Below are 17,217 nucleotides of genomic sequence, written 5' to 3'. Positions count from 1 at the left end.
GCATATATTTACAGTTTCTGTACAGGATTGATGAGGACACGGATCAGTGACCGAGAAGGAAACCTCTGGGCGAAAGGCCGGTAAACGTCGGAAGAGCCCCTCGCGCAGCGCACGACATTCATCCAGCTCTAAACGCCGCTGGCCGTGGATCGTGCTGGCTGTTTTGTTTGTACTAGTGGGCATTCCTGCCCTGCTCTTCGGCTACGCGTATACGCAATACGACGTCCCCGGGCCCAAGGAGCTGCAGCCGAGCCAGATCTCCACCATCGTCGCCGGCGATGGTGAAACTCAACTGGCCAAGCTCGTTCCGCCGGAAGGCAACCGCCGTCAGGTGACGTTGGAAGAGATCCCGGATTATGTGGAGGACTCGGTCCTCGCTGCCGAGGACCGTGAGTTCTGGACCAACTCGGGCTTCTCCTTTACTGGTCTGGGCCGCGCCGTCTTGGGCAAGCTCACGGGTGATAGCACCGCCGGTGGTGGTTCCACCATCACCCAGCAATACGTGAAAAACACCCTAGTTGGTGACGAGTATTCCTACGTCCGCAAGATCCGTGAGCTCATCTATTCGGTGAAGATGACCAATGAGTGGGCCAAAGAGGACATCCTGAACGCCTACCTCAACACCGTCTATTTCGGCCGCAATGCCTACGGCATCGAGGCTGCCTCCAATGCCTACTTCAATAAGGACGCCAAGGACCTCACGAAGGAAGAAGGCGCGCTGCTCGCGGGCGTTATCCAGTCACCGTCTGTCCTTGATCCGTGGGTAGATGAGGAACGTTCTCATGCTCGTTGGGACTACGTCATGGATGGCCTCGTTGAGATGGGTGACCTGGATCAGGCTGAACGCGATCAGTTGGTCTTCCCGGAAACTCGCGATCCGTCTGAGTATTCCGCTTACACCGAAGCGCCAGGCGCTTATGGCCACATCAAGAACCAGGTCATCGATGAGCTGTCCCGTGTGGGCATCACCGAGGATCAGCTGGCCACTGGTGGCCTGAAGGTGACGACAACCATTGATATGACCGTCCAGAATGCGTCGACGGATGCTGCTCATGCAGAGCTGGGAGTGCTGCAGGAAGATGCACGTGCAGCGGCGGTCACCATTGACCCGGCTACGGGTGCCGTGCGCGGCTACTATGGCGGCGATGATTCTGGCGGCTGGGATTATGCCAATTCCCCGCTGCAGACAGGTTCAACCTTCAAGATTATGACCCTGGCCGCAGCGCTCCAGCAGGGCATCGATCTCAATACTTATTACTCCTCGGCGCCCTACCAGCTGCCTGGATCGCAGCTCGTGACCAACGACGTGGGTGCCGGCTGCGGTAGCTGCTCCATCGCTGAGGCAATGAAGAATTCTTATAACACGTCCTTCCTGCGCCTCCAGGATGACTTGGAAAACAAGACGCAGGACACCGCGGATATGGCGCATGCGTTGGGCGTGCCGCGCAGTCTTCCGGGGATTGAAAAGACCCTCACTGAAAATGGTGGAACGCCGTACGAGGGCATCGTGCTGGGCCAGTACCAGTCGCGTCCGCTCGATATAGCGACGGCAATGGCCACCTTGACCAACCAAGGCATATGGCATCAGCCGCACTTCGTGGAAAAGGTAGAAAACGCTGCCGGCGAAGTCCTCTACGAGAACCCGACCGACGGCGGTGAACGCCGTGTCTCCGCCAACGTGGCCAACAACGTGATCTCCGCGATGCAGCCAATTGCCGCATGGTCGAATGGCGCGCTAGCTGGCGGGCGCCCGTCTGCGTCTAAGACTGGTACCACGCAGCTGGGTGACACCGGTCAGAACAAAGATGCGTGGATGGTCGGTTCCACGCCCCAGCTGGCTACAGCAGTGTGGGTAGGCACGGCCGACAACACCTCCGCGATTTTCAATCAGTGGGGCGGCATCATGTACGGCTCGGACGCACCGACGAAGATCTGGAAGTCCATCTTGGACACTTCTCTGGCTAACGTCGAGCAGCAGACCTTCCCGCAGGCCTATCCGATCAACTACGGCGTCGGCAGTTGGGGTTCGGGCTATGTCTATGACCCGAGCCAGACCACGACGTGGGACCAGACCCCGGCAAGCCCGGAGGGCGAAGCCGCTGAGGGCGAGGGCGAGGCAAAACCAGAGGAAGGCCAACACCATGACGAGGGGCATGGTGATGCCCCGGCGCAGCCGGCCCAGCCTGAGCAACCGGCCGAACCCGCAGAGCCCGAGGTCCCTTCACTTGATGACATTCTCAACGGAGATGGACTCGACCAATTACTTGGTCAATAGGAGATTGATCGCCCGGTGAGCTATCACACTACTTCGCGGATCGTGTCTCTCTCATCTGAGTCTATGACCCATAACGCGGTCGACGCCCTGGGTGGGCCGACGGGGCGCTTTGCTCGTTCGGCTTATGCTGGGTGGTGGACACCCTTGCGCGTGGTTATCACCCTGGCGTGGACGTTTTTGGCGTTTGGGTTTTTGAGTAAGGCAACCTGTGCGGGTAGTCGCCGGGGCGAGGATGGCCTCATCAGCCTGAACTGGGATGGCAACCGCCAATACACGGCCTTTTGCTATAACGACATCGTCCCTCTCTATGGTGGGCGCGGACTCGATCAGCCGGGCTTCCCCTATGCCTATTCCTGGGTTGAGGGCGATCTCACCCGCTACATGGAGTACCCAGTACTGGCCGGCCTCTTCCAGGGAGCCGTCGGGTGGCTGGCGCGCACCACCTATCCGGCCGTCGAGTGGCTTGGGATGGCAGATGTCAGCTGGTACTTCGGACTGACCGCGTTCATCATGTCTCTCGTGTGGGTCGGCACCGTGGTGATGGTTTTTCAGCTCACGGGGAACCGGGCATGGGACACCATCCTCATGGCGGCCAGCCCGCTCGTGGTTATTCACGCTTTTACAAACTGGGACATTCCGTCGGTGGCCTTCATGGTGGGTGCGCTACTCGCAGTGACGAAGCGCAAGAATTGGCTTGCCGGTATCCTCATCGGCCTTGGCACGGCCTTTAAATTGTGGCCCCTGTTTATCCTGGGTGCGTTTTTAGTGTTGGCCATCCGCCATAAACGGTGGGCACCTTTCTTCAAGATGATCGTGGCAACCGCTGTGACGTGGCTCGTGGTGAACCTTCCCGTGGCACTGGCCTACCCCGAAGCGTGGGGCGAGTTCTTCAGGCTCAATCAAGAGCGCGGTGCGGAGTGGACCACGATCTATGCGCTGTTGAGTCGCGTGACGGGCGTGGGCTTCGAAGCCGAATTCCTCAACACCTTCTCCCTCGTGGCCTTCCTAGCGTGCTGCGCTGCCATCGCCATTATGGGGCTTACTACGCCGCGTGCGCCACGGGTAGCTGAGATGATCTATCTCATCATCATGGCCTTCCTGATCTTCAACAAAGTGTGGTCGCCGCAGTACTCACTGTGGCTCGTCGTACCGGCACTCTTGGCCCTGCCACGTTGGCGCCTCATCTTTAGCTGGGCGCTTGCCGACGCCCTCCTCTGGCCCATCCTTACCTGGCACATGCTTGGGGCTGAGAATAAGGGCCTGCCGCACGAGATGCTGGATATCGCCGTGATTACTCGTGATGGCTTCATCATTGCCATCGGTGTGCTGATCATCCGTCAGATGTGGGGCAAAGCGGAAGATAAGGTCCGTGCGGCGCACGGCGGTAGGGATCCATTGGCGGGGGATTTTGCGCTATGACTATGACGATCCTGGGCATCATCTCCATCACGCTGGGTTTTATCTGCGTGTTGAGCGCCTATTACCTGTTTCAACGCTCTCAAGACCGCACCTGGCCCATTGTGCTGGGGCTGCTGGCTCTCTTGTTCCTCACTGTGATTCCTGCTGGTGCGGCGATCTTTGTCGCGGCGACACACTAGATGTGGCCGAGGAGATAGGGGATTTCCTTTTCCGCCGGTCAGTGCGGTACTGTGTGAGGGTTGCTTGACGCAACAGACCCTCCTGTCATATCCGCAAAGGTGATATGGCCGATACCAATTACTAGACCATAGGAGGTGATGAGGTCCGTGCGTCACTACGAAGTCATGATCATTCTGGATCCTAATCAGGATGAGCGCACCGTAACCCCGTCCCTAGACAAGTTCCTCGAGGCAATCCGCAAGGATGGCGGCAAAGTCGAAAAGGTTGACGTGTGGGGCAAGCGCCGTCTTGCATACCCGATCAACAAGAAGGAAGAGGGCATCTACGCAGTCGTGGAGCTGGAGTGTGAATCCCACTCCGTTCTCGAGTTCGATCGCCGTCTGAACCTGAACGACTCCATCCTGCGTACCAAGGTTCTGCGCACCGACAGCAAATAGCGGATACTGGGTTTCGAGCAATCCACGTAACCGATATTAAGGAGTAAAGACATGGCTCAGGGAGATACCAACATCACGGTTGTCGGCAATATCGTTGCTGACCCGGAACTGCGCTTCACCCCGGCGGGTGCCGCAGTAGCGAATTTCCGTGTTGCCTCCACCCCGCGTCGCTATAATCAGCAGACTTCCCAGTGGGAGGATGGCGAGGCCATGTTCCTCACCTGCAACGTGTGGCGCCAAGCCGCAGAAAACGTTGCGGAGACCCTGACCAAGGGCATGCGCGTTATCGTTAATGGCCGTTTGCGCCAGCGCTCTTACCAGACTCGTGAGGGCGAGAACCGCACTGTTTTTGAGATTGAGGTCGATGAGGTCGGCCCGTCCCTGCGTTATGCAACCGCCCAGGTTAACCGCAAGTCCGGCAACGGCGGCGGCAACTATGGCGGCCAGCAGCAGGGTGGTGCTAACTACAGCGGTGGCAACCAAGGCGGTTTCTCCGGAAACCAGGGTGGTTTCTCTGGAAACCAGTCCCAGTCCTCTGCCCCGCAGCAGTCCCAGCAGTCGGCTCCGAGCAACGATCCGTGGAATTCGGCACCCCAAGCAGGAAGCTTTGGTGGTGCGGATGCAGAACCCCCGTTCTAAGACTGTCACGCAAGTATTCATTTAACTCAATTGAAAGGCAGGGATCATGAAGCTGATCCTCACCGCTGCCGTTGAGAACCTCGGCGCCCCCGGCGAAATTGTAGAGGTTAAGGACGGCTACGGACGTAACTACCTGCTTCCGCGCGGCCTGGCTATCGTTGCCACCCGCGGTGCTGAGAAGCAGATCGAGGGCATCAAGCGCGCCCAGGAAGCTCGCGCAATCCGCGACCTGGACCATGCACGCGAGATCCGTACCCAGCTGGAGGAGCTCAAGGACGTTAACGTCCCGGTGAAGACCTCCGAGTCCGGCAAGCTCTTCGGCTCCGTGTCCGCAGAGGACATCGTGAACGCCGTTGCCGCCGCTGGCGGCCCGAAGCTGGACAAGCGCATTGTTGTGCTTCCCAAGGGCCTGGTCAAGAAGACCGGCAACTACCAAGTCGAGCTGAAGCTGCACGCTGACGTTATCGGCAAGGTGAACTTCTCGGTCGTCGCTGCCTAAGAACTAAGGCGCACGACGGTCACCCTCCGTCCGCCCGCGTGTGAGGCGCGGCGCCGGTACGCAGGACTTGACCTTAAGACAACAGCAAGGCTTGAGGCCGTGCTCCTCCCACTATGTGAGGTGGTGAGAGGAAGCACGGCCTCAGGCCGTTTTGTGGGCTTTTGGGGATAGAGATTTGGGGAAAAACTCAAACTGTGGATAACTCGCACTATCTGTGGATAACTTGGTGGTGAGTTAACGGTGAATTTACTCACGGCGCACGGTGTTAACCCGCTGGTAGGGGCGATATTCAGTTGGGGGCCTACTTTTCCACCGGTTTGTGCGGATTTTCACACTAGGAAAAACCTATCCTGACCAGTGGAAATAATCATCGCAGGTCACAGCGCTGCAAAGTTATCCACAGCCCTGACCTCTGTCTTTGCACACCGTGTCTTTGCTGACCTGGGAATTCCACAGGTCTCTGTGGATAACTATGGGAGTTATGCCCAAGGGGTAGTGTCTTGACCCTCAGCTAGACTGTTGTGTACAACGCGCGGTTGCCGCTCGGCACTGCATCGAAGCCTGGCCGTCCGGCGCGGAGAAGAGTGAGGATTTCAGGCACACGGCCAGGGTGGGATTAATGAACGGTGGGATTAATGAGCAATGACTAATGCCAGTTTTGATGATGACCAGGTTCCACCACCACCGGAGCCGGTAGAGGAGGAAACCCGCCGCTCCTACCGGCAGGAGGAGCCTAAGCGTTACGGCGAATTCCGTCAGCCGCCCGCGGACCGTGAGGCAGAACAAGGCGTCCTTGGTGCTATGCTCCTGAGCCCGAACACGGTCATGGAGGTCATTGAAGAGCTGGAGCCGGAGGATTTTTACTATCCTGCGCACACGCTCATCTACCAGGCCATGATTGACCTTTATGCCGCAGGCACCGACATTGATGCGGTGATTGTGGCGGCCCGACTCGATCGATATAACAACCTCGAGCGCGTTGGCGGTGCGCCCTACCTGCATACCCTGTTGGCCACGGTGCCAACCGCTGCCAACGCCCGCTATTACGCGGAGATTGTCGCGGAGAAGGCGGTGCTGCGCAAGCTGGTGGACGCTGGAACAAGAGTCGTCCAACTCGGCTTCCAAGGCTCCGAAGACATGGAGATTGAGTCCGTGCTGGACCGCGCCCAGCAGGAAGTTTTCGCTGTCGCGCAGAAGAAAACGACCGAGGATTACCGTGCGCTGAGTGATCTCATCGATCCCACCATTGATGAACTCGCCGCCCTGCAACAAAACGGCGTGGAGTCCGGCGTGCCCACCGGTTTCATCGACCTCGATAACCTGACCAATGGTCTGCGTGCCGGCCAGATGATCATCGTCGCCGCCCGCCCTGGCGTTGGTAAGTCCACGCTGGCCATGGACTTCATGCGCTCGGCATCACTGCAGCATAACAAGACCTCCGTGGTCTTCTCCCTGGAGATGTCTGCCTCAGAGATCGTCATGCGCCTGTTGTCTGCGGAGGCGGAAGTGAAGCTGTCGGATATGCGCGGTGGCCGCGTGTCCACGGAGGATTGGGCCAAGATCGATGACACCCTCAACCGCATCCAGGATGCGCCTCTGTTCATCGATGATTCCCCGAACCTCACCATGATGGAAATTCGCTCGAAGGCCCGCCGCCTCAAGCAGCAGCACGGTCTAGACCTCATTGTGCTGGACTATATGCAGCTGATGTCTTCAGGCAAAAAGGTGGAGTCCCGCCAGCAAGAGGTTTCGGAGTTTTCGCGCCAGCTCAAGCTGTTGGCCAAGGAGCTGGAAGTTCCGCTCATCGCGATTTCGCAGCTGAACCGTGGTCCAGAATCCCGTACCGATAAGAAGCCGCAGCTGGCGGATCTGCGTGAATCCGGCTCGCTTGAGCAGGACGCCGATATGGTTATGCTGCTCTACCGCCCAGACTCACAAGACCGCGATGATCCCCGCGCCGGTGAGGCGGATATCATCCTGGCCAAGCACCGTGGCGGCCCGATCGACACGGTGAAGGTGGCGCACCAGCTGCACTACTCCAAGTTCGTCAACATGGCGCACGGTTAAATTACAGGTCCACGACAGCGTTGGGGTCACCCAACCGTGGGCCGAGGATGACCAAGACCAAGAAGACCGCAGCCGCGGCGAGCGCCAGCCATCGCCACACCGGGAAGAAGCGCTCGCCACAAAGCCGGGCAAATGCCGCGCCGATGAGCGCGCCGATCGTATTGAAGATGAGGTCATCAATATCAGTGCGTCCGAGCGCGAAGGCATACTGGACTGTTTCCAGCGCCAAACTCAGCGCGAATCCCCACGCGGCCGTTGCCTTGATTGATCGGCACATGCTGAAGACGAGCATGCCGAAAGGAATGAAAAAGGCGGTATTGCCCGCATACTCAAAAAGCGGGCCAAACCAGGTGCCTCCGGAGAACTCATCAAGTGGCACCAAACGCAGGTCACGAACTCGCTGGTTCTCCGGCTTCCAGAGGTAGCCAATCTGATAGAAGGGCTTAAGCGTGGTGAGCGCGGCCATGACCGCGATCCACGCGCCAAGGGCGACCCTATTGAGCAAGGGTCCTGCCCTTGAACTCTGGCAGTGTCAGTGCTGCTACAGCTGCGAGGCCGAAGGCTGCTGCGAACAGCGCGAAGAGCGAGCCCGTTCCTGCCACCGCGATGAGCGGCGGAACGATGAGCGGTGCCAGGATTGATGCGAGTCGGCCGAAGCCAGCTGCCGCACCGGTACCGCGCCCGCGCAGGGCGGTGGGGTAGAGCTCCGGGCCGATGGCGTACAGCGCACCCCACGCGCCAAGGTTGAAGAAGGAGAGCAGGCAACCGGCCAGGATGATCATGGCTTCAGTGTTAGCGAAACCAAAGAACCCGGCGGACAGGGCGGAACCCACGAGGAATATCGCTAGGGTCGAGCGGCGGCCCCAGACCTCAATGAGCCAGCCGGCTGCGGCGTAGCCGGGTAGCTGGGCGAGGGTGATAATCAGCGTGAAGCTGAAGGACTTCACCAGGGAGAAGCCATCCGCGACGAGCAGTGACGGAATCCAAATGAAGGCGCCGTAGTAAGAGAGGTTGACGCAGAACCAGATGGTCCACAGCGCCAGCGTGCGCCCGCGCAAGGACTTTGACCAAATGCTGGTGGCGGTGACATCTTCCTCGGAGTAGGTCGGTGCCGGGGTCGTGCGGTCAATGTCCGCCTCGTCTACCTCGGCCTCAAAGGAAGCGACGATTTCTTCTGCTTCCTCGTGGCGGCCCTTCGACTCCAAGAAGCGCACTGATTCAGGCAAGTGAAGGCGTACATAGAGAGCGTAGAGCGCGGGCACCATGCCAAGCGCTAGGGCCCAGCGCCAGCCGCTTTCCGACGCCCCCACCACGAACGTTCCAATTACCGCAGCGAGGATCCACCCCACCGCCCAGAAGGCCTCCAGCAGAACGACCATGCGCCCGCGCACCTTGAGCGGTGCGAACTCGGAAATCAGCGTGGAGGCCACCGGCAGCTCAGCGCCGAGGCCAAGTCCGATGAAGAAGCGCAGGATGATGAGGAGCGTGAGGCCCGTTGCCAGGGCAGAAGCGCCCGTGGCAAGGCCATAGACCAGCAGAGTCAGAGCAAAGATGTGGCGGCGGCCGAACTTATCGGCCAACAGGCCGCCGAAGGTGGCGCCCAGGGCCATGCCGATGAAGCCCACGGACGCCAGCCATGAGGACTGGGTCGGTGTGATCCCCCAGTGCACGGCCAAAGCGGCCATGATGAAGGAGATGAGGCCCACGTCCATGGCGTCGAGCGCCCAGCCGATGCCGGAGCCGAAGAGGAGACGTTTGTGTTTTCCAGTGACGGGAAGGCGGTCGAGCCTTTCCGTGCGTGAGATAGAGCGATGATCAAGACGATTCATGCAGGCTAAGCTTACTCCTCGGGGGTAAAGCTTTTCAGCCGCAGAGAATTGGTCACCACAAAGACTGAGCTCAGGGCCATTGCCAACCCCGCCAGTAGGGGGTTGAGCAGGCCAAATGCTGCCACAGGAAGAAGAATAATATTATAGGCGAACGCCCAAAATAGGTTGCCCTTGATGATGCGCAGGGTGCTGCGCGCGAGTCGCACTGCCTCGGCGACGGAGCGCAGGTCGTTGTTCATCACCGTGATATCGGAAGCTTCGATGGCCACGTCTGCTCCCGCGCCCATCGCGATTCCGAGGTCTGCCTGCGCGAGCGCTGCGGCGTCGTTGACGCCATCGCCCACCATCGCCACGGTCCGCCCCTGCTCCTGCAGTCGAGCGATAGCCTCTACCTTGTCTGCCGGCATGACCTCCGCTGTCACGTTGGCATCATCAATGCCAACGGCTCGCGCCACTGCACGCGCCGCGCCGGCGTTATCCCCGGTGAGTAGGTGAGGTGTAAGTCCTAGCTTGTGCAGTGCCGCGATGGCGGTGGCGGAGGATTCCTTGATGCGATCCTGCAGCTCGATGGTGCCTGCCAGGGTGTCACCGACGTAGACGCCGACTTGGGTCCCGGTGCCCTCATAGCCCGCAGGCGGCCGGCCGACTCGCACGTGCGCGCCCTCAATCGTTGCCTCGATGCCTTGGCCGGGAAGCTCGTGGAAGTCTTCGGCTGTGGGGAGCTCGCCGTCGTAAGCCGTGCGGATGGCGCGTGCGATGGGGTGCTCGGAGCCCTGCTCTGCGGCCGCGGCGAGACGAAGAACGTCCTGCTGCGTGTGCCCTGCCGTAGATTGGATTGCTCCCACCGACATCTGGCCTTCCGTGATGGTGCCCGTTTTATCTAGAACGATGGTGTCGATCTGGCGCGTCGATTCCAAAATCTCCGGGCCCTTGATGAGGATTCCCAGTTCGGCGCCGCGCCCGGTGCCCACGAGGATTGCGGTGGGCGTCGCCAAGCCCATGGCGCACGGACACGCGATGATGAGGACGGAGACGGCGGCCACGAAGGCTGGGGCGATACCACCGAACAACAGGTGTGCCACGAGGGCGAGGAGAGCGATGCCGATGACGATCGGGACAAAGACGGCGGCGATGCGGTCCGCGAGACGTTGTACAGGGGCCTTCGAGGTCTGGGCCGCAGTGACCAGCGCGCCCATCTGGGCCAAAACGGTGTCGGAGCCAACGCGGGTGGCGCGCACCTCAAGGCGCCCAGAGGCGTTGATGGTAGCGCCCGTCACCGTGCTGCCGGGTGAAACCTCAACCGGCATTGACTCGCCGGTGAGCAGGGATTCATCCACGGCGGAATGACCGCTGAGAACCACGCCATCGGTGGCGATCTTCTCGCCGGGACGGACCACAAAAACATCGCCTACGTGGAGCTCGCTGGCGGGAATGCGGGTTTCGGTGCCGTCGCGAAGCACGGTGGCTTCTTTAGCCCCCATAGTCAGCAGCGTGGTGAGCGCCTCGGAGGAGCGTCCCTTAGCTTTGAGCTCAAACCACCGTCCAAGCAGCAGGAAGGTGATAACCATGCCGACGGATTCGAGGTAGATGTGGTCCATCTGCGCGTCATTGGAGCGTAGCGTCATGTGCATGGTCATACCGGGCATTCCGGCATCGCCGAAAAAGAGCGCGTAGAGCGACCAACCGAAAGCGGCGGTAGTGCCCAGTGTGATGAGAGTATCCATCGTGGCAGCGCCATGCTTCAGATTGGCCCAGGTAGCGCGGTGGAAGGGTGCTCCGCCGATGACGTAGACGAGTGTCGTGAGCATCAAGCAGGCCCACTGCCAGTGCTGAAACTGCAGGGCCGGGACCATGGAAAGCAGCATCACTGGTAGCGAGAGTGCCGCAGAGAGCAAGGTGCGCTGAAGGATGTCGGAGGCTTCGCTCTCGCGAGCATCCTCCGCCGTGCTTGCTGGTTCCTCCCCCTCACCGTCCATGGTGAAGGCTCCGTAGCCCGCGCCTTCGACGACGTCGATGAGATCGGCGGGCGTCGTTGTTGCAGGGTCATAACTCACGGAGGCAGACTCCGTGGCGAAGTTGACCGTGGCTTCAACGTTGTCGAGTTTGTTGAGTTTGCGCTCGACGCGGGAGGAGCACGACGTACAGGTCATCCCAGTGATGCCGAGGGTGAGGCTGGTAGTCATGGTGTTTAGGCCAATTCGTAGCCGGCTTCGGCGACGGCAGCAGCAACTTGCTCATCGCTAAAACCCTCCCCGGTGACGGTGACTGCGCCGGTGGTGTGGTCGGCAGTAACGTCGGTTACGCCACTGATCTCTGAGATCTCTTCCTTGACGGAAAGCTCGCAGTGGCCACAGGTCATGCCGGTAACGGTGTAGGTGGTGGTGCTCATGGTGATGAATCCTTCTCTCTTCTTAACGGTTAATGCTACTGCCAAGAATATACCCCCCTGGGGTATACGCGCAAGGAATAATCGAGTCTTGTGTACCGTTGAGGGTTGATAGAACCGACAAAAATCCCCGAGACTGATAGGAACAACATGGCAACGATTGACATTACTGAGGACACGTTCCAGGAGACCATCTCTGCCGACGGCATCACGCTCGTCGATGCCTGGGCGGAATGGTGTGGCCCGTGCAAGCGCTTCGGCCCGGTCTTTGAGAAGGCATCTGAAGAGCACCCTGATGCTACGTTTGCCAAGCTGGATACTGAGGCCAACCAGGAGCTATCTGCGAAGCTGCAGATTCAGTCCATCCCTACCTTGATGGTTTTCCGCGATGGCATCCTGGTCTTCCGTGAGGCTGGCGCCCTGCCGCCGGCAGCCCTGGAGGATCTCATCGGCCAGGTTAAGGCCCTCGACATGGACGAAGTCCGCGCCCAGGTGGAGAGCCAGAAGGCGGAATAGTCCCGAAGACTTCTCCTTGGTGCGGAGGGCCAAGTACGCCCGCCGCGCGCGCTTTCCTGTGAGTATCGCTACACTCGCAGGAAAGCGTCTTTTTATATAGGCCACTAATAAGAGCTGCATCAAATACTGTTGCAGGAACCACTAAGGAGTGAGTGCGATGGCAAATCCATTTAGCAAAGGCTGGAAGTATGTGATGGCTTCTTTCGATCAGAAGATCGACGAGAACGCTGACCCCAAGGTCCAGATCCAGCAGGCCGTGGAAGGTGCGAAAGAGCAACATCGCCAGATTTCCGAACATGCGGCGGAGATTATTGGACGCAAAACCCAGCTGGAAATGCAGCTCAACCGCCTGGTGAAGTCCCAGAAGGACTACCAAGACCAGACCCGCCGGGCGCTGGAGCTGGCGGATGCTTCCGAGGATCCGCAGAAGGCCGCCGAGTACAACCAAGCGGCAGAGGTCGTGGCGAGCCAGCTGGTCGCCGTAGAGAATGAGTTGGCCAATCTGAAGTCCCAGCACGAGGCCGCCGCCCAAGCTGCCGAGCAGGCGAAGGCCCAGCAGCAGCAGTCGGAGGCCCGCCTTAAGGAGCAGCTCGCGCAGGTGGACCAGTTGCTGTCCCAGGCTGATCAGGCAGCGATGCAGGAGAAGAACGCTGAGGCCTTGGACTCTATGAACGAGCTCAAGCCCGATGATTCCACGCCAACGTTGGATTCGGTACGCGCCAAGATTGAGAAGCGCTACGCCGATGCCCTCGGCGCTCAGGAGCTGCACCAGGCAACTGGTGGCAGCCGGATTCAGGAGATTTCGGCCGCGGGTCACGATACGGCCGCCGCGTCCCGCTTGGACGAGATTCGCGCCGAGATGGCCAAGAATAAGGAGATCGAAGGTTCCCCCTTCGCTAGCGACCAAGCGCTTGAGACTGGCACCGAAGCTGGTGTTGGTTCCGAATCGGAGACCACCGAGGGCAAGCAGTAGCCACCGCGGACCACATCACCGCATAGAAAAGGGACCTTTGAGAGCGGGCCGCGTAGCGCGGCCTGGGAGTTTCAGCGCCTTATGCTCTCAAAGGTCTCTGTGGTGTTTTAGCTATCTTGCCGGCGGATATTGATGAGCACGCCGCGGATGCCCGAGTGGAAGCCATCGCGCAGGTTGACGCGCTGGGTTTCGGTGAGCGTGTACTCGTGCAGCGTTTCACAGGCGAACTGCAGCAGCGGGCGGTCGATTTCCGGTGGCAGCCCGCCGCCCGATAGCAGGTGAGCCTGGTCGCGTTGATCAGCGCTCGCAGCGTTGTCGAACCACCACGAGGCATATTGCTGTCCCACATCAAAGGGAGACTGGAACCCGGCGGAGCTCCACACTTCTTCAGGGAGCGGAACGTACTTCGAACGTAGCTTGCGGCGCGGTGCCATCATCGACGGCTTTGGCGCGGCCGGCTTGGGAGCAGGCTTCGAGGCTTCGGTGCCTGCTTCCGACTCTTTGTCGGCAGGCTCCTGAGCAGCGGTTCCAGGCTGGGAGGGCTCCTCGTCCTCGGCGGGGGCGCTGGGTGCTGCTGACTCGGGGTGAGCGGCCGTGGCCGCCACATCTTGTGCCGCGGCAGAAGGAGTGGCCGGCCCGGGTTTCGGTGCGGAGGGGAAAGCAGCTTGTGCCTCGGTAGGTTCTTCGCATTCCGGAGCGAGCTCGCTAGCGGCATCGCTCACGTCCTCGCTGCCGTCCTCGGAATTCTGGGGTTCGCGGATGGTTGGCGGTAGCGGGCCTTCGAGAACCTCGAGCTCCATTGCATCGGCGAAGTCCTCGCGCGGATCAAGGATTGTGGTGGAATCACACGCATGGCGCAGAGCGGAGGACATTGAATCCCAGCCGAAGCCGTAGAGGTGCACGCGCACGCCGTTATTGACGGCTTCCTGCACTCCGGGGATCATGTCGGCGTCGCCGGAGACCAAAACAAAGTCCGTGACTTGGCCCTTCATAGCGGAGACGATCATGTCGGCGACAAGGCGGGTATCCACCGCTTTTTGGGTGCGGCGCTCGCCCCATTCGATGAGTTGGCCGGTACGCAGCTGCACGCCATCGCAGACGCGCAACGCTCGCTGGTAGCGGTGGGGCCCAGTATCCGGGATTCCGTCATACCAGTATTGGCGGTGAATACGGTTTCCAACCTGGTTCTCAATCATGGAACCAAGGGAGCTGACTACTTCGGGTAAATCAATCTCTAGCTGGGCTCGGGCACCCGTTTCCCATGAGTTATAGAAACTGGCGAGTAGATATGACGTGTCGACGAAGACAAGTGTTCGTTCAAGCATGGCTCCTAAATTCCGTTCTATTTCTTCTAAATAATTTTCTTAGGTCACTTCTGTGAGGTCTTCCAGCCTAAGGCCGGTGTGTTCCAGTGTGCCCCATTAGTCACAAAACGTCGATAACCTTGAGGGAATTCCCAGGTCAAAGTCAGGGCTCGATGCAGTCTTGCCAGGACTAAAGGATGGTTATATGGTTAGTTACATGAGTAACCAACCAGCTAAGGAGTCGGCATGGATAACTCCGCGCAGCCGCTCTTCCGTCAGATAGCTGTGCTCATTGAGGACGCCATTATCGAAGGCACCCTCACCGAAGGGGCACAGGCGCCGTCCACGAACGAGCTGGCCGCCTTCCATAGCATCAATCCCGCCACCGCCCGTAAAGGCCTTTCTCTTCTCGTGGATCTGGGGATCCTCGAAAAGCGCCGGGGCATCGGGATGTTTGTCACCTCAGGTGCAGCCGAAATGATTCGCGCGCGGCGTCGCCAAGAATTTGCAGCCGAGTACGCCGCGCCGCTGATCGACGAAGCCGTGCACCTGGGCTATACCCGCCAGCAGCTCCATGACCTCATTGATCTTGTCGCAGAAAGCCGAGGACTCTACTCATGATTTCCACCCCACACTTCACCTTCGGCGACGGCCTCACACATGGCCTCGTCGGCCCCAACGGTATTGGTAAGACCACGTTGCTACGCAAGATTGCCGGACAGCTGAATGCTTCCGGCATCAAGGTCGATGGCGACAAGCCCTATGACAATGAAAAGGTGCTCAACAAGGTTGTGCTTATGGGTATCGACAACCCCTTGCCCGAAGGCTGGAACGTGAAGAAAGTCTTCACCGTAGCCAGCCTGCGCTGGCCCACCTGGAACAAGGAGCGCGCCGAGGAATTGGTGGAGCGTTTCGAGCTCCCGATGAAGAACTACTCGGGGCTTTCCCGCGGGCAGAAGTCGGCGGCGAGCTTCATTGTCGCGGTGGCTTCGGGGGTGCCGTACATGCTTCTCGACGAACCCTATCTCGGCCTCGACGCTTCCAAGCGGGAAGTATTCTACGAAGTCTTACGCGAGGAGCATGGCCGCACCATCATTGTCTCCACCCACCACCTCAACGAGTTATCCGGTTTGCTCGATACCGTGGCTTTGATGGGGGAGAGCCCGATCTCCGGACCCATCGATGAGTTCATTGAGGGCGTCGTCCAACTCACCGGCTCTGCCGAAGCCCTCGATCGCGCGCTGGGGCGCCTGCAGCTTCCGGTCCTTGAGCGCGAAACCTCAGCCGTGGCAGACCGCGCGCTTGTCGACGCCCGCCCCAGCCACACCACCAACGTCTTCGACATGGCCCAGGAAATGGGTTTGCGTGCCAGCGAGGTATCCCTCGAACAGGCAGTGTTGGCATTGGGGGAGGCATGATGAAGCTCTATAGACATATGGCGCTGAGCTGGAACAGCTTCTTTTTTGCCTTGTGGATTGTTGTCCTTCCGGTGCTGGGAATGGATCGCGGGCAAGGGTGGGCCATTGGTTACTCACTCTTTATGGTCCTTATGGTTTACCTTTCGCAGCCTGATTTCACGCGTTATCTGACCTTTGGGTTGAGCACCCGGGTGTGGAATGGGCACCGGCGAATCAATGCTTCCCTGACGCTTGTGCTCATTCTTGTTAGCGCGCCCTTCGCCTTTCCGTGGTGGACTCTCATCGCGCCAACGGCAGCGTGGATATTCTGCGTGGCCAAGCGCGTCGAGCCATCGCGCATGACCGCGAGCTCCCTCATCGTAGGCAGCGATGGTGATTCTTCGACGGGCTGGTTCTCAGCGTCCCCGGTCTCCCAAATTGTGTTGCGTCCCCAGGTCCGCGCGTGGATGTGGACTGCGATCGGTGTAGCCATCGCAATAGCCATAACCATCGTGGTGAGCAAGCTGTGGGATGCCGCCGTGGGCATCGTGGGTGTCATTGTTACGTTGATTGTCCTGCCGCTAGTTGCTGATTCAATCCGCAGCTCACTCAAAGATGCAGTGGCCTTTGGGCTGCCGCGCGGTGCCTGGGCTAAGGCCACTGTGCTGTGCACGGCAATCCCCGTGGTCCTATCGCTCGTGGCCGATCTGGTAGCGATGATGTGGACCGGCAATCCAGCGGGGTTTACCATCGTGTGTCTTGCTACAACGTCACTACTTTTAAGTTTCGCCATTACCGACAAACCGACGTGGCTTTACACAACTGCGCTAGCGGGAGCAATCGCCATACTGTTCATAGCGTGGCTTATCAATCCCAACGTTGCGATGGGGTGGACGTTCACAGGGATGGCAATCATCTACGTTGTGTGGGTTGCCGCGTATCCCCGGATGGCTAAAAAGACCAACGTGTTTAGCCCGGGCCTCATGGGCTGGTTTGGGTCACGCTGAGCGCCAACCAATGTCGGCGTTAAACGGTTGTCTTTGTGCACTTCAAGAAGGGATAAAAACCTTCTTTGAAGTGCATATTTGTGTTTTTTCAAGGCCGTATGTAACTTTATATGAGTCAGCGCGACCGACAGCGCCCCACAGGAACAGAGGTTCTTGGAGAGAGGCGGTAGGAAAACAGGCCCTGACAACAAATATTTTCTTTACTCGCAGTACTGCGTTTCGCTTAAAGCGGGCCGTATGGCTGTGTGGTGACGATGTCTGAGAACTCAATAGTGTGCCAATGTACTTT

17 protein-coding genes are annotated in these 17,217 nt (G+C 59.4%); 12 read left to right on the top strand and 5 right to left on the bottom strand.

The features are described from left to right. Positions 1-46: 46 nt before the first annotated feature. The 7 genes from HMPREF2943_RS08555 to dnaB all read left to right on the top strand — a co-directional run bounded on the left by HMPREF2943_RS08555 (position 47) and on the right by dnaB (position 7,516). Positions 47-2,275: a transglycosylase domain-containing protein gene (locus HMPREF2943_RS08555; protein WP_070444706.1), complete on the top strand. Its 2,229-nt coding sequence runs from the start codon at positions 47-49 to the stop codon at positions 2,273-2,275. A gap of 63 nt (positions 2,276-2,338) precedes the next feature. Further along, on the top strand, positions 2,339-3,694 hold the full coding sequence (locus HMPREF2943_RS08550; protein WP_141750575.1) for a glycosyltransferase family 87 protein: 1,356 nt from the start codon (positions 2,339-2,341) through the stop codon (positions 3,692-3,694). Continuing rightward, positions 3,691-3,873, top strand: coding sequence for a hypothetical protein (locus HMPREF2943_RS08545; RefSeq protein ID WP_070644733.1), 183 nt, complete (start codon positions 3,691-3,693; stop codon positions 3,871-3,873). Before HMPREF2943_RS08550 ends, HMPREF2943_RS08545 begins: the two co-directional genes overlap by 4 nt. 147 nt (positions 3,874-4,020) lie before the next feature. Continuing rightward, complete coding sequence (gene rpsF, locus HMPREF2943_RS08540; RefSeq protein ID WP_210384564.1) at positions 4,021-4,311, top strand: 30S ribosomal protein S6; 291 nt, start codon at positions 4,021-4,023, stop codon at positions 4,309-4,311. A gap of 51 nt (positions 4,312-4,362) precedes the next feature. After that, positions 4,363-4,950: a single-stranded DNA-binding protein gene (locus tag HMPREF2943_RS08535; protein ID WP_070444711.1), complete on the top strand. Its 588-nt coding sequence runs from the start codon at positions 4,363-4,365 to the stop codon at positions 4,948-4,950. A gap of 46 nt (positions 4,951-4,996) precedes the next feature. Then, on the top strand, positions 4,997-5,449 hold the full coding sequence (gene rplI, locus HMPREF2943_RS08530; protein WP_010187895.1) for a 50S ribosomal protein L9: 453 nt from the start codon (positions 4,997-4,999) through the stop codon (positions 5,447-5,449). Between the two features lie 642 nt (positions 5,450-6,091). After that, positions 6,092-7,516 carry a replicative DNA helicase gene (dnaB, locus tag HMPREF2943_RS08525; RefSeq protein WP_070711339.1) on the top strand — a complete coding sequence of 475 codons (1,425 nt, stop codon included), beginning with the start codon at positions 6,092-6,094 and terminating at the stop codon, positions 7,514-7,516. Between the two features lies 1 nt (position 7,517). On the opposite strand, the gene HMPREF2943_RS08520 is transcribed toward dnaB, so the two are convergent. The 4 genes from HMPREF2943_RS08520 to HMPREF2943_RS08505 are packed head-to-tail and all read right to left on the bottom strand — an operon-like array spanning position 7,518 to position 11,734. Further along, the gene (locus tag HMPREF2943_RS08520) at positions 7,518-8,021 is read right to left on the bottom strand and encodes a VanZ family protein (RefSeq protein WP_371325734.1); all 504 of its coding nucleotides are present in this window, start codon (positions 8,019-8,021) and stop codon (positions 7,518-7,520) included. After that, positions 8,011-9,345: an MFS transporter gene (locus HMPREF2943_RS08515; protein WP_010187889.1), complete on the bottom strand. Its 1,335-nt coding sequence runs from the start codon at positions 9,343-9,345 to the stop codon at positions 8,011-8,013. Before HMPREF2943_RS08515 ends, HMPREF2943_RS08520 begins: the two co-directional genes overlap by 11 nt. An 11-nt stretch (positions 9,346-9,356) precedes the next feature. Then, on the bottom strand, positions 9,357-11,528 hold the full coding sequence (locus tag HMPREF2943_RS08510; RefSeq protein ID WP_070711338.1) for a heavy metal translocating P-type ATPase: 2,172 nt from the start codon (positions 11,526-11,528) through the stop codon (positions 9,357-9,359). A gap of 5 nt (positions 11,529-11,533) precedes the next feature. Then, the gene (locus tag HMPREF2943_RS08505) at positions 11,534-11,734 is read right to left on the bottom strand and encodes a heavy-metal-associated domain-containing protein (protein WP_010187886.1); all 201 of its coding nucleotides are present in this window, start codon (positions 11,732-11,734) and stop codon (positions 11,534-11,536) included. Positions 11,735-11,881: 147 nt separating this feature from the next. Between HMPREF2943_RS08505 and trxA the strand changes: the two genes are divergently transcribed. Beyond that, positions 11,882-12,247: a thioredoxin gene (gene trxA, locus HMPREF2943_RS08500; protein WP_070644737.1), complete on the top strand. Its 366-nt coding sequence runs from the start codon at positions 11,882-11,884 to the stop codon at positions 12,245-12,247. A 157-nt stretch (positions 12,248-12,404) separates the two neighbouring features. Continuing rightward, on the top strand, positions 12,405-13,220 hold the full coding sequence (locus tag HMPREF2943_RS08495) for a PspA/IM30 family protein (RefSeq protein ID WP_070444720.1): 816 nt from the start codon (positions 12,405-12,407) through the stop codon (positions 13,218-13,220). Between the two features lie 107 nt (positions 13,221-13,327). On the opposite strand, the gene HMPREF2943_RS08490 is transcribed toward HMPREF2943_RS08495, so the two are convergent. After that, entirely contained in the window at positions 13,328-14,545 is a 1,218-nt protein-coding gene (locus HMPREF2943_RS08490; RefSeq protein WP_070711337.1) for an NYN domain-containing protein, read from the bottom strand. A gap of 225 nt (positions 14,546-14,770) precedes the next feature. Here HMPREF2943_RS08490 and HMPREF2943_RS08485 point away from each other — a divergent pair, with 225 nt between their 5' ends. The 3 genes from HMPREF2943_RS08485 to HMPREF2943_RS08475 are packed head-to-tail and all read left to right on the top strand — an operon-like array spanning position 14,771 to position 16,928. Beyond that, positions 14,771-15,145: a GntR family transcriptional regulator gene (locus HMPREF2943_RS08485; RefSeq protein WP_070444724.1), complete on the top strand. Its 375-nt coding sequence runs from the start codon at positions 14,771-14,773 to the stop codon at positions 15,143-15,145. Then, complete coding sequence (locus HMPREF2943_RS08480; protein WP_070711336.1) at positions 15,142-15,942, top strand: ATP-binding cassette domain-containing protein; 801 nt, start codon at positions 15,142-15,144, stop codon at positions 15,940-15,942. Before HMPREF2943_RS08485 ends, HMPREF2943_RS08480 begins: the two co-directional genes overlap by 4 nt. After that, entirely contained in the window at positions 15,939-16,928 is a 990-nt protein-coding gene (locus tag HMPREF2943_RS08475; RefSeq protein WP_246817297.1) for a hypothetical protein, read from the top strand. Before HMPREF2943_RS08480 ends, HMPREF2943_RS08475 begins: the two co-directional genes overlap by 4 nt. Positions 16,929-17,217: the final 289 nt, after the last annotated feature.

The sequence above is a fragment of the Corynebacterium sp. HMSC072D12 genome, assembly GCF_001813925.1.
GTDB classification, from domain to species: Bacteria; Actinomycetota; Actinomycetes; order Mycobacteriales; family Mycobacteriaceae; genus Corynebacterium; species Corynebacterium aurimucosum.
The sequence above is the reverse complement of the archived record's forward strand: the minus strand, read 5'-3'. Positions and strand labels throughout refer to the sequence as shown.

Excerpts from the sequence above, each read along its gene's own strand:
- HMPREF2943_RS08550 (WP_141750575.1), top strand. The coding sequence starts at position 2,339 with ATGACCCATAACGCGGTCGACGCCCTGGGTGGGCCGACGGGGCGCTTT.
- HMPREF2943_RS08545 (WP_070644733.1), top strand. The coding sequence starts at position 3,691 with ATGACTATGACGATCCTGGGCATCATCTCCATCACGCTGGGTTTTATC.
- HMPREF2943_RS08535 (WP_070444711.1), top strand. The coding sequence starts at position 4,363 with ATGGCTCAGGGAGATACCAACATCACGGTTGTCGGCAATATCGTTGCT.
- rplI (WP_010187895.1), top strand. The coding sequence starts at position 4,997 with ATGAAGCTGATCCTCACCGCTGCCGTTGAGAACCTCGGCGCCCCCGGC.
- dnaB (WP_070711339.1), top strand. The coding sequence starts at position 6,092 with ATGACTAATGCCAGTTTTGATGATGACCAGGTTCCACCACCACCGGAG.
- HMPREF2943_RS08515 (WP_010187889.1), bottom strand. The coding sequence starts at position 9,345 with ATGAATCGTCTTGATCATCGCTCTATCTCACGCACGGAAAGGCTCGAC.
- HMPREF2943_RS08510 (WP_070711338.1), bottom strand. The coding sequence starts at position 11,528 with ATGACTACCAGCCTCACCCTCGGCATCACTGGGATGACCTGTACGTCG.
- HMPREF2943_RS08505 (WP_010187886.1), bottom strand. The coding sequence starts at position 11,734 with ATGAGCACCACCACCTACACCGTTACCGGCATGACCTGTGGCCACTGC.
- trxA (WP_070644737.1), top strand. The coding sequence starts at position 11,882 with ATGGCAACGATTGACATTACTGAGGACACGTTCCAGGAGACCATCTCT.
- HMPREF2943_RS08495 (WP_070444720.1), top strand. The coding sequence starts at position 12,405 with ATGGCAAATCCATTTAGCAAAGGCTGGAAGTATGTGATGGCTTCTTTC.
- HMPREF2943_RS08490 (WP_070711337.1), bottom strand. The coding sequence starts at position 14,545 with ATGCTTGAACGAACACTTGTCTTCGTCGACACGTCATATCTACTCGCC.
- HMPREF2943_RS08485 (WP_070444724.1), top strand. The coding sequence starts at position 14,771 with ATGGATAACTCCGCGCAGCCGCTCTTCCGTCAGATAGCTGTGCTCATT.
- HMPREF2943_RS08480 (WP_070711336.1), top strand. The coding sequence starts at position 15,142 with ATGATTTCCACCCCACACTTCACCTTCGGCGACGGCCTCACACATGGC.
- HMPREF2943_RS08475 (WP_246817297.1), top strand. The coding sequence starts at position 15,939 with ATGATGAAGCTCTATAGACATATGGCGCTGAGCTGGAACAGCTTCTTT.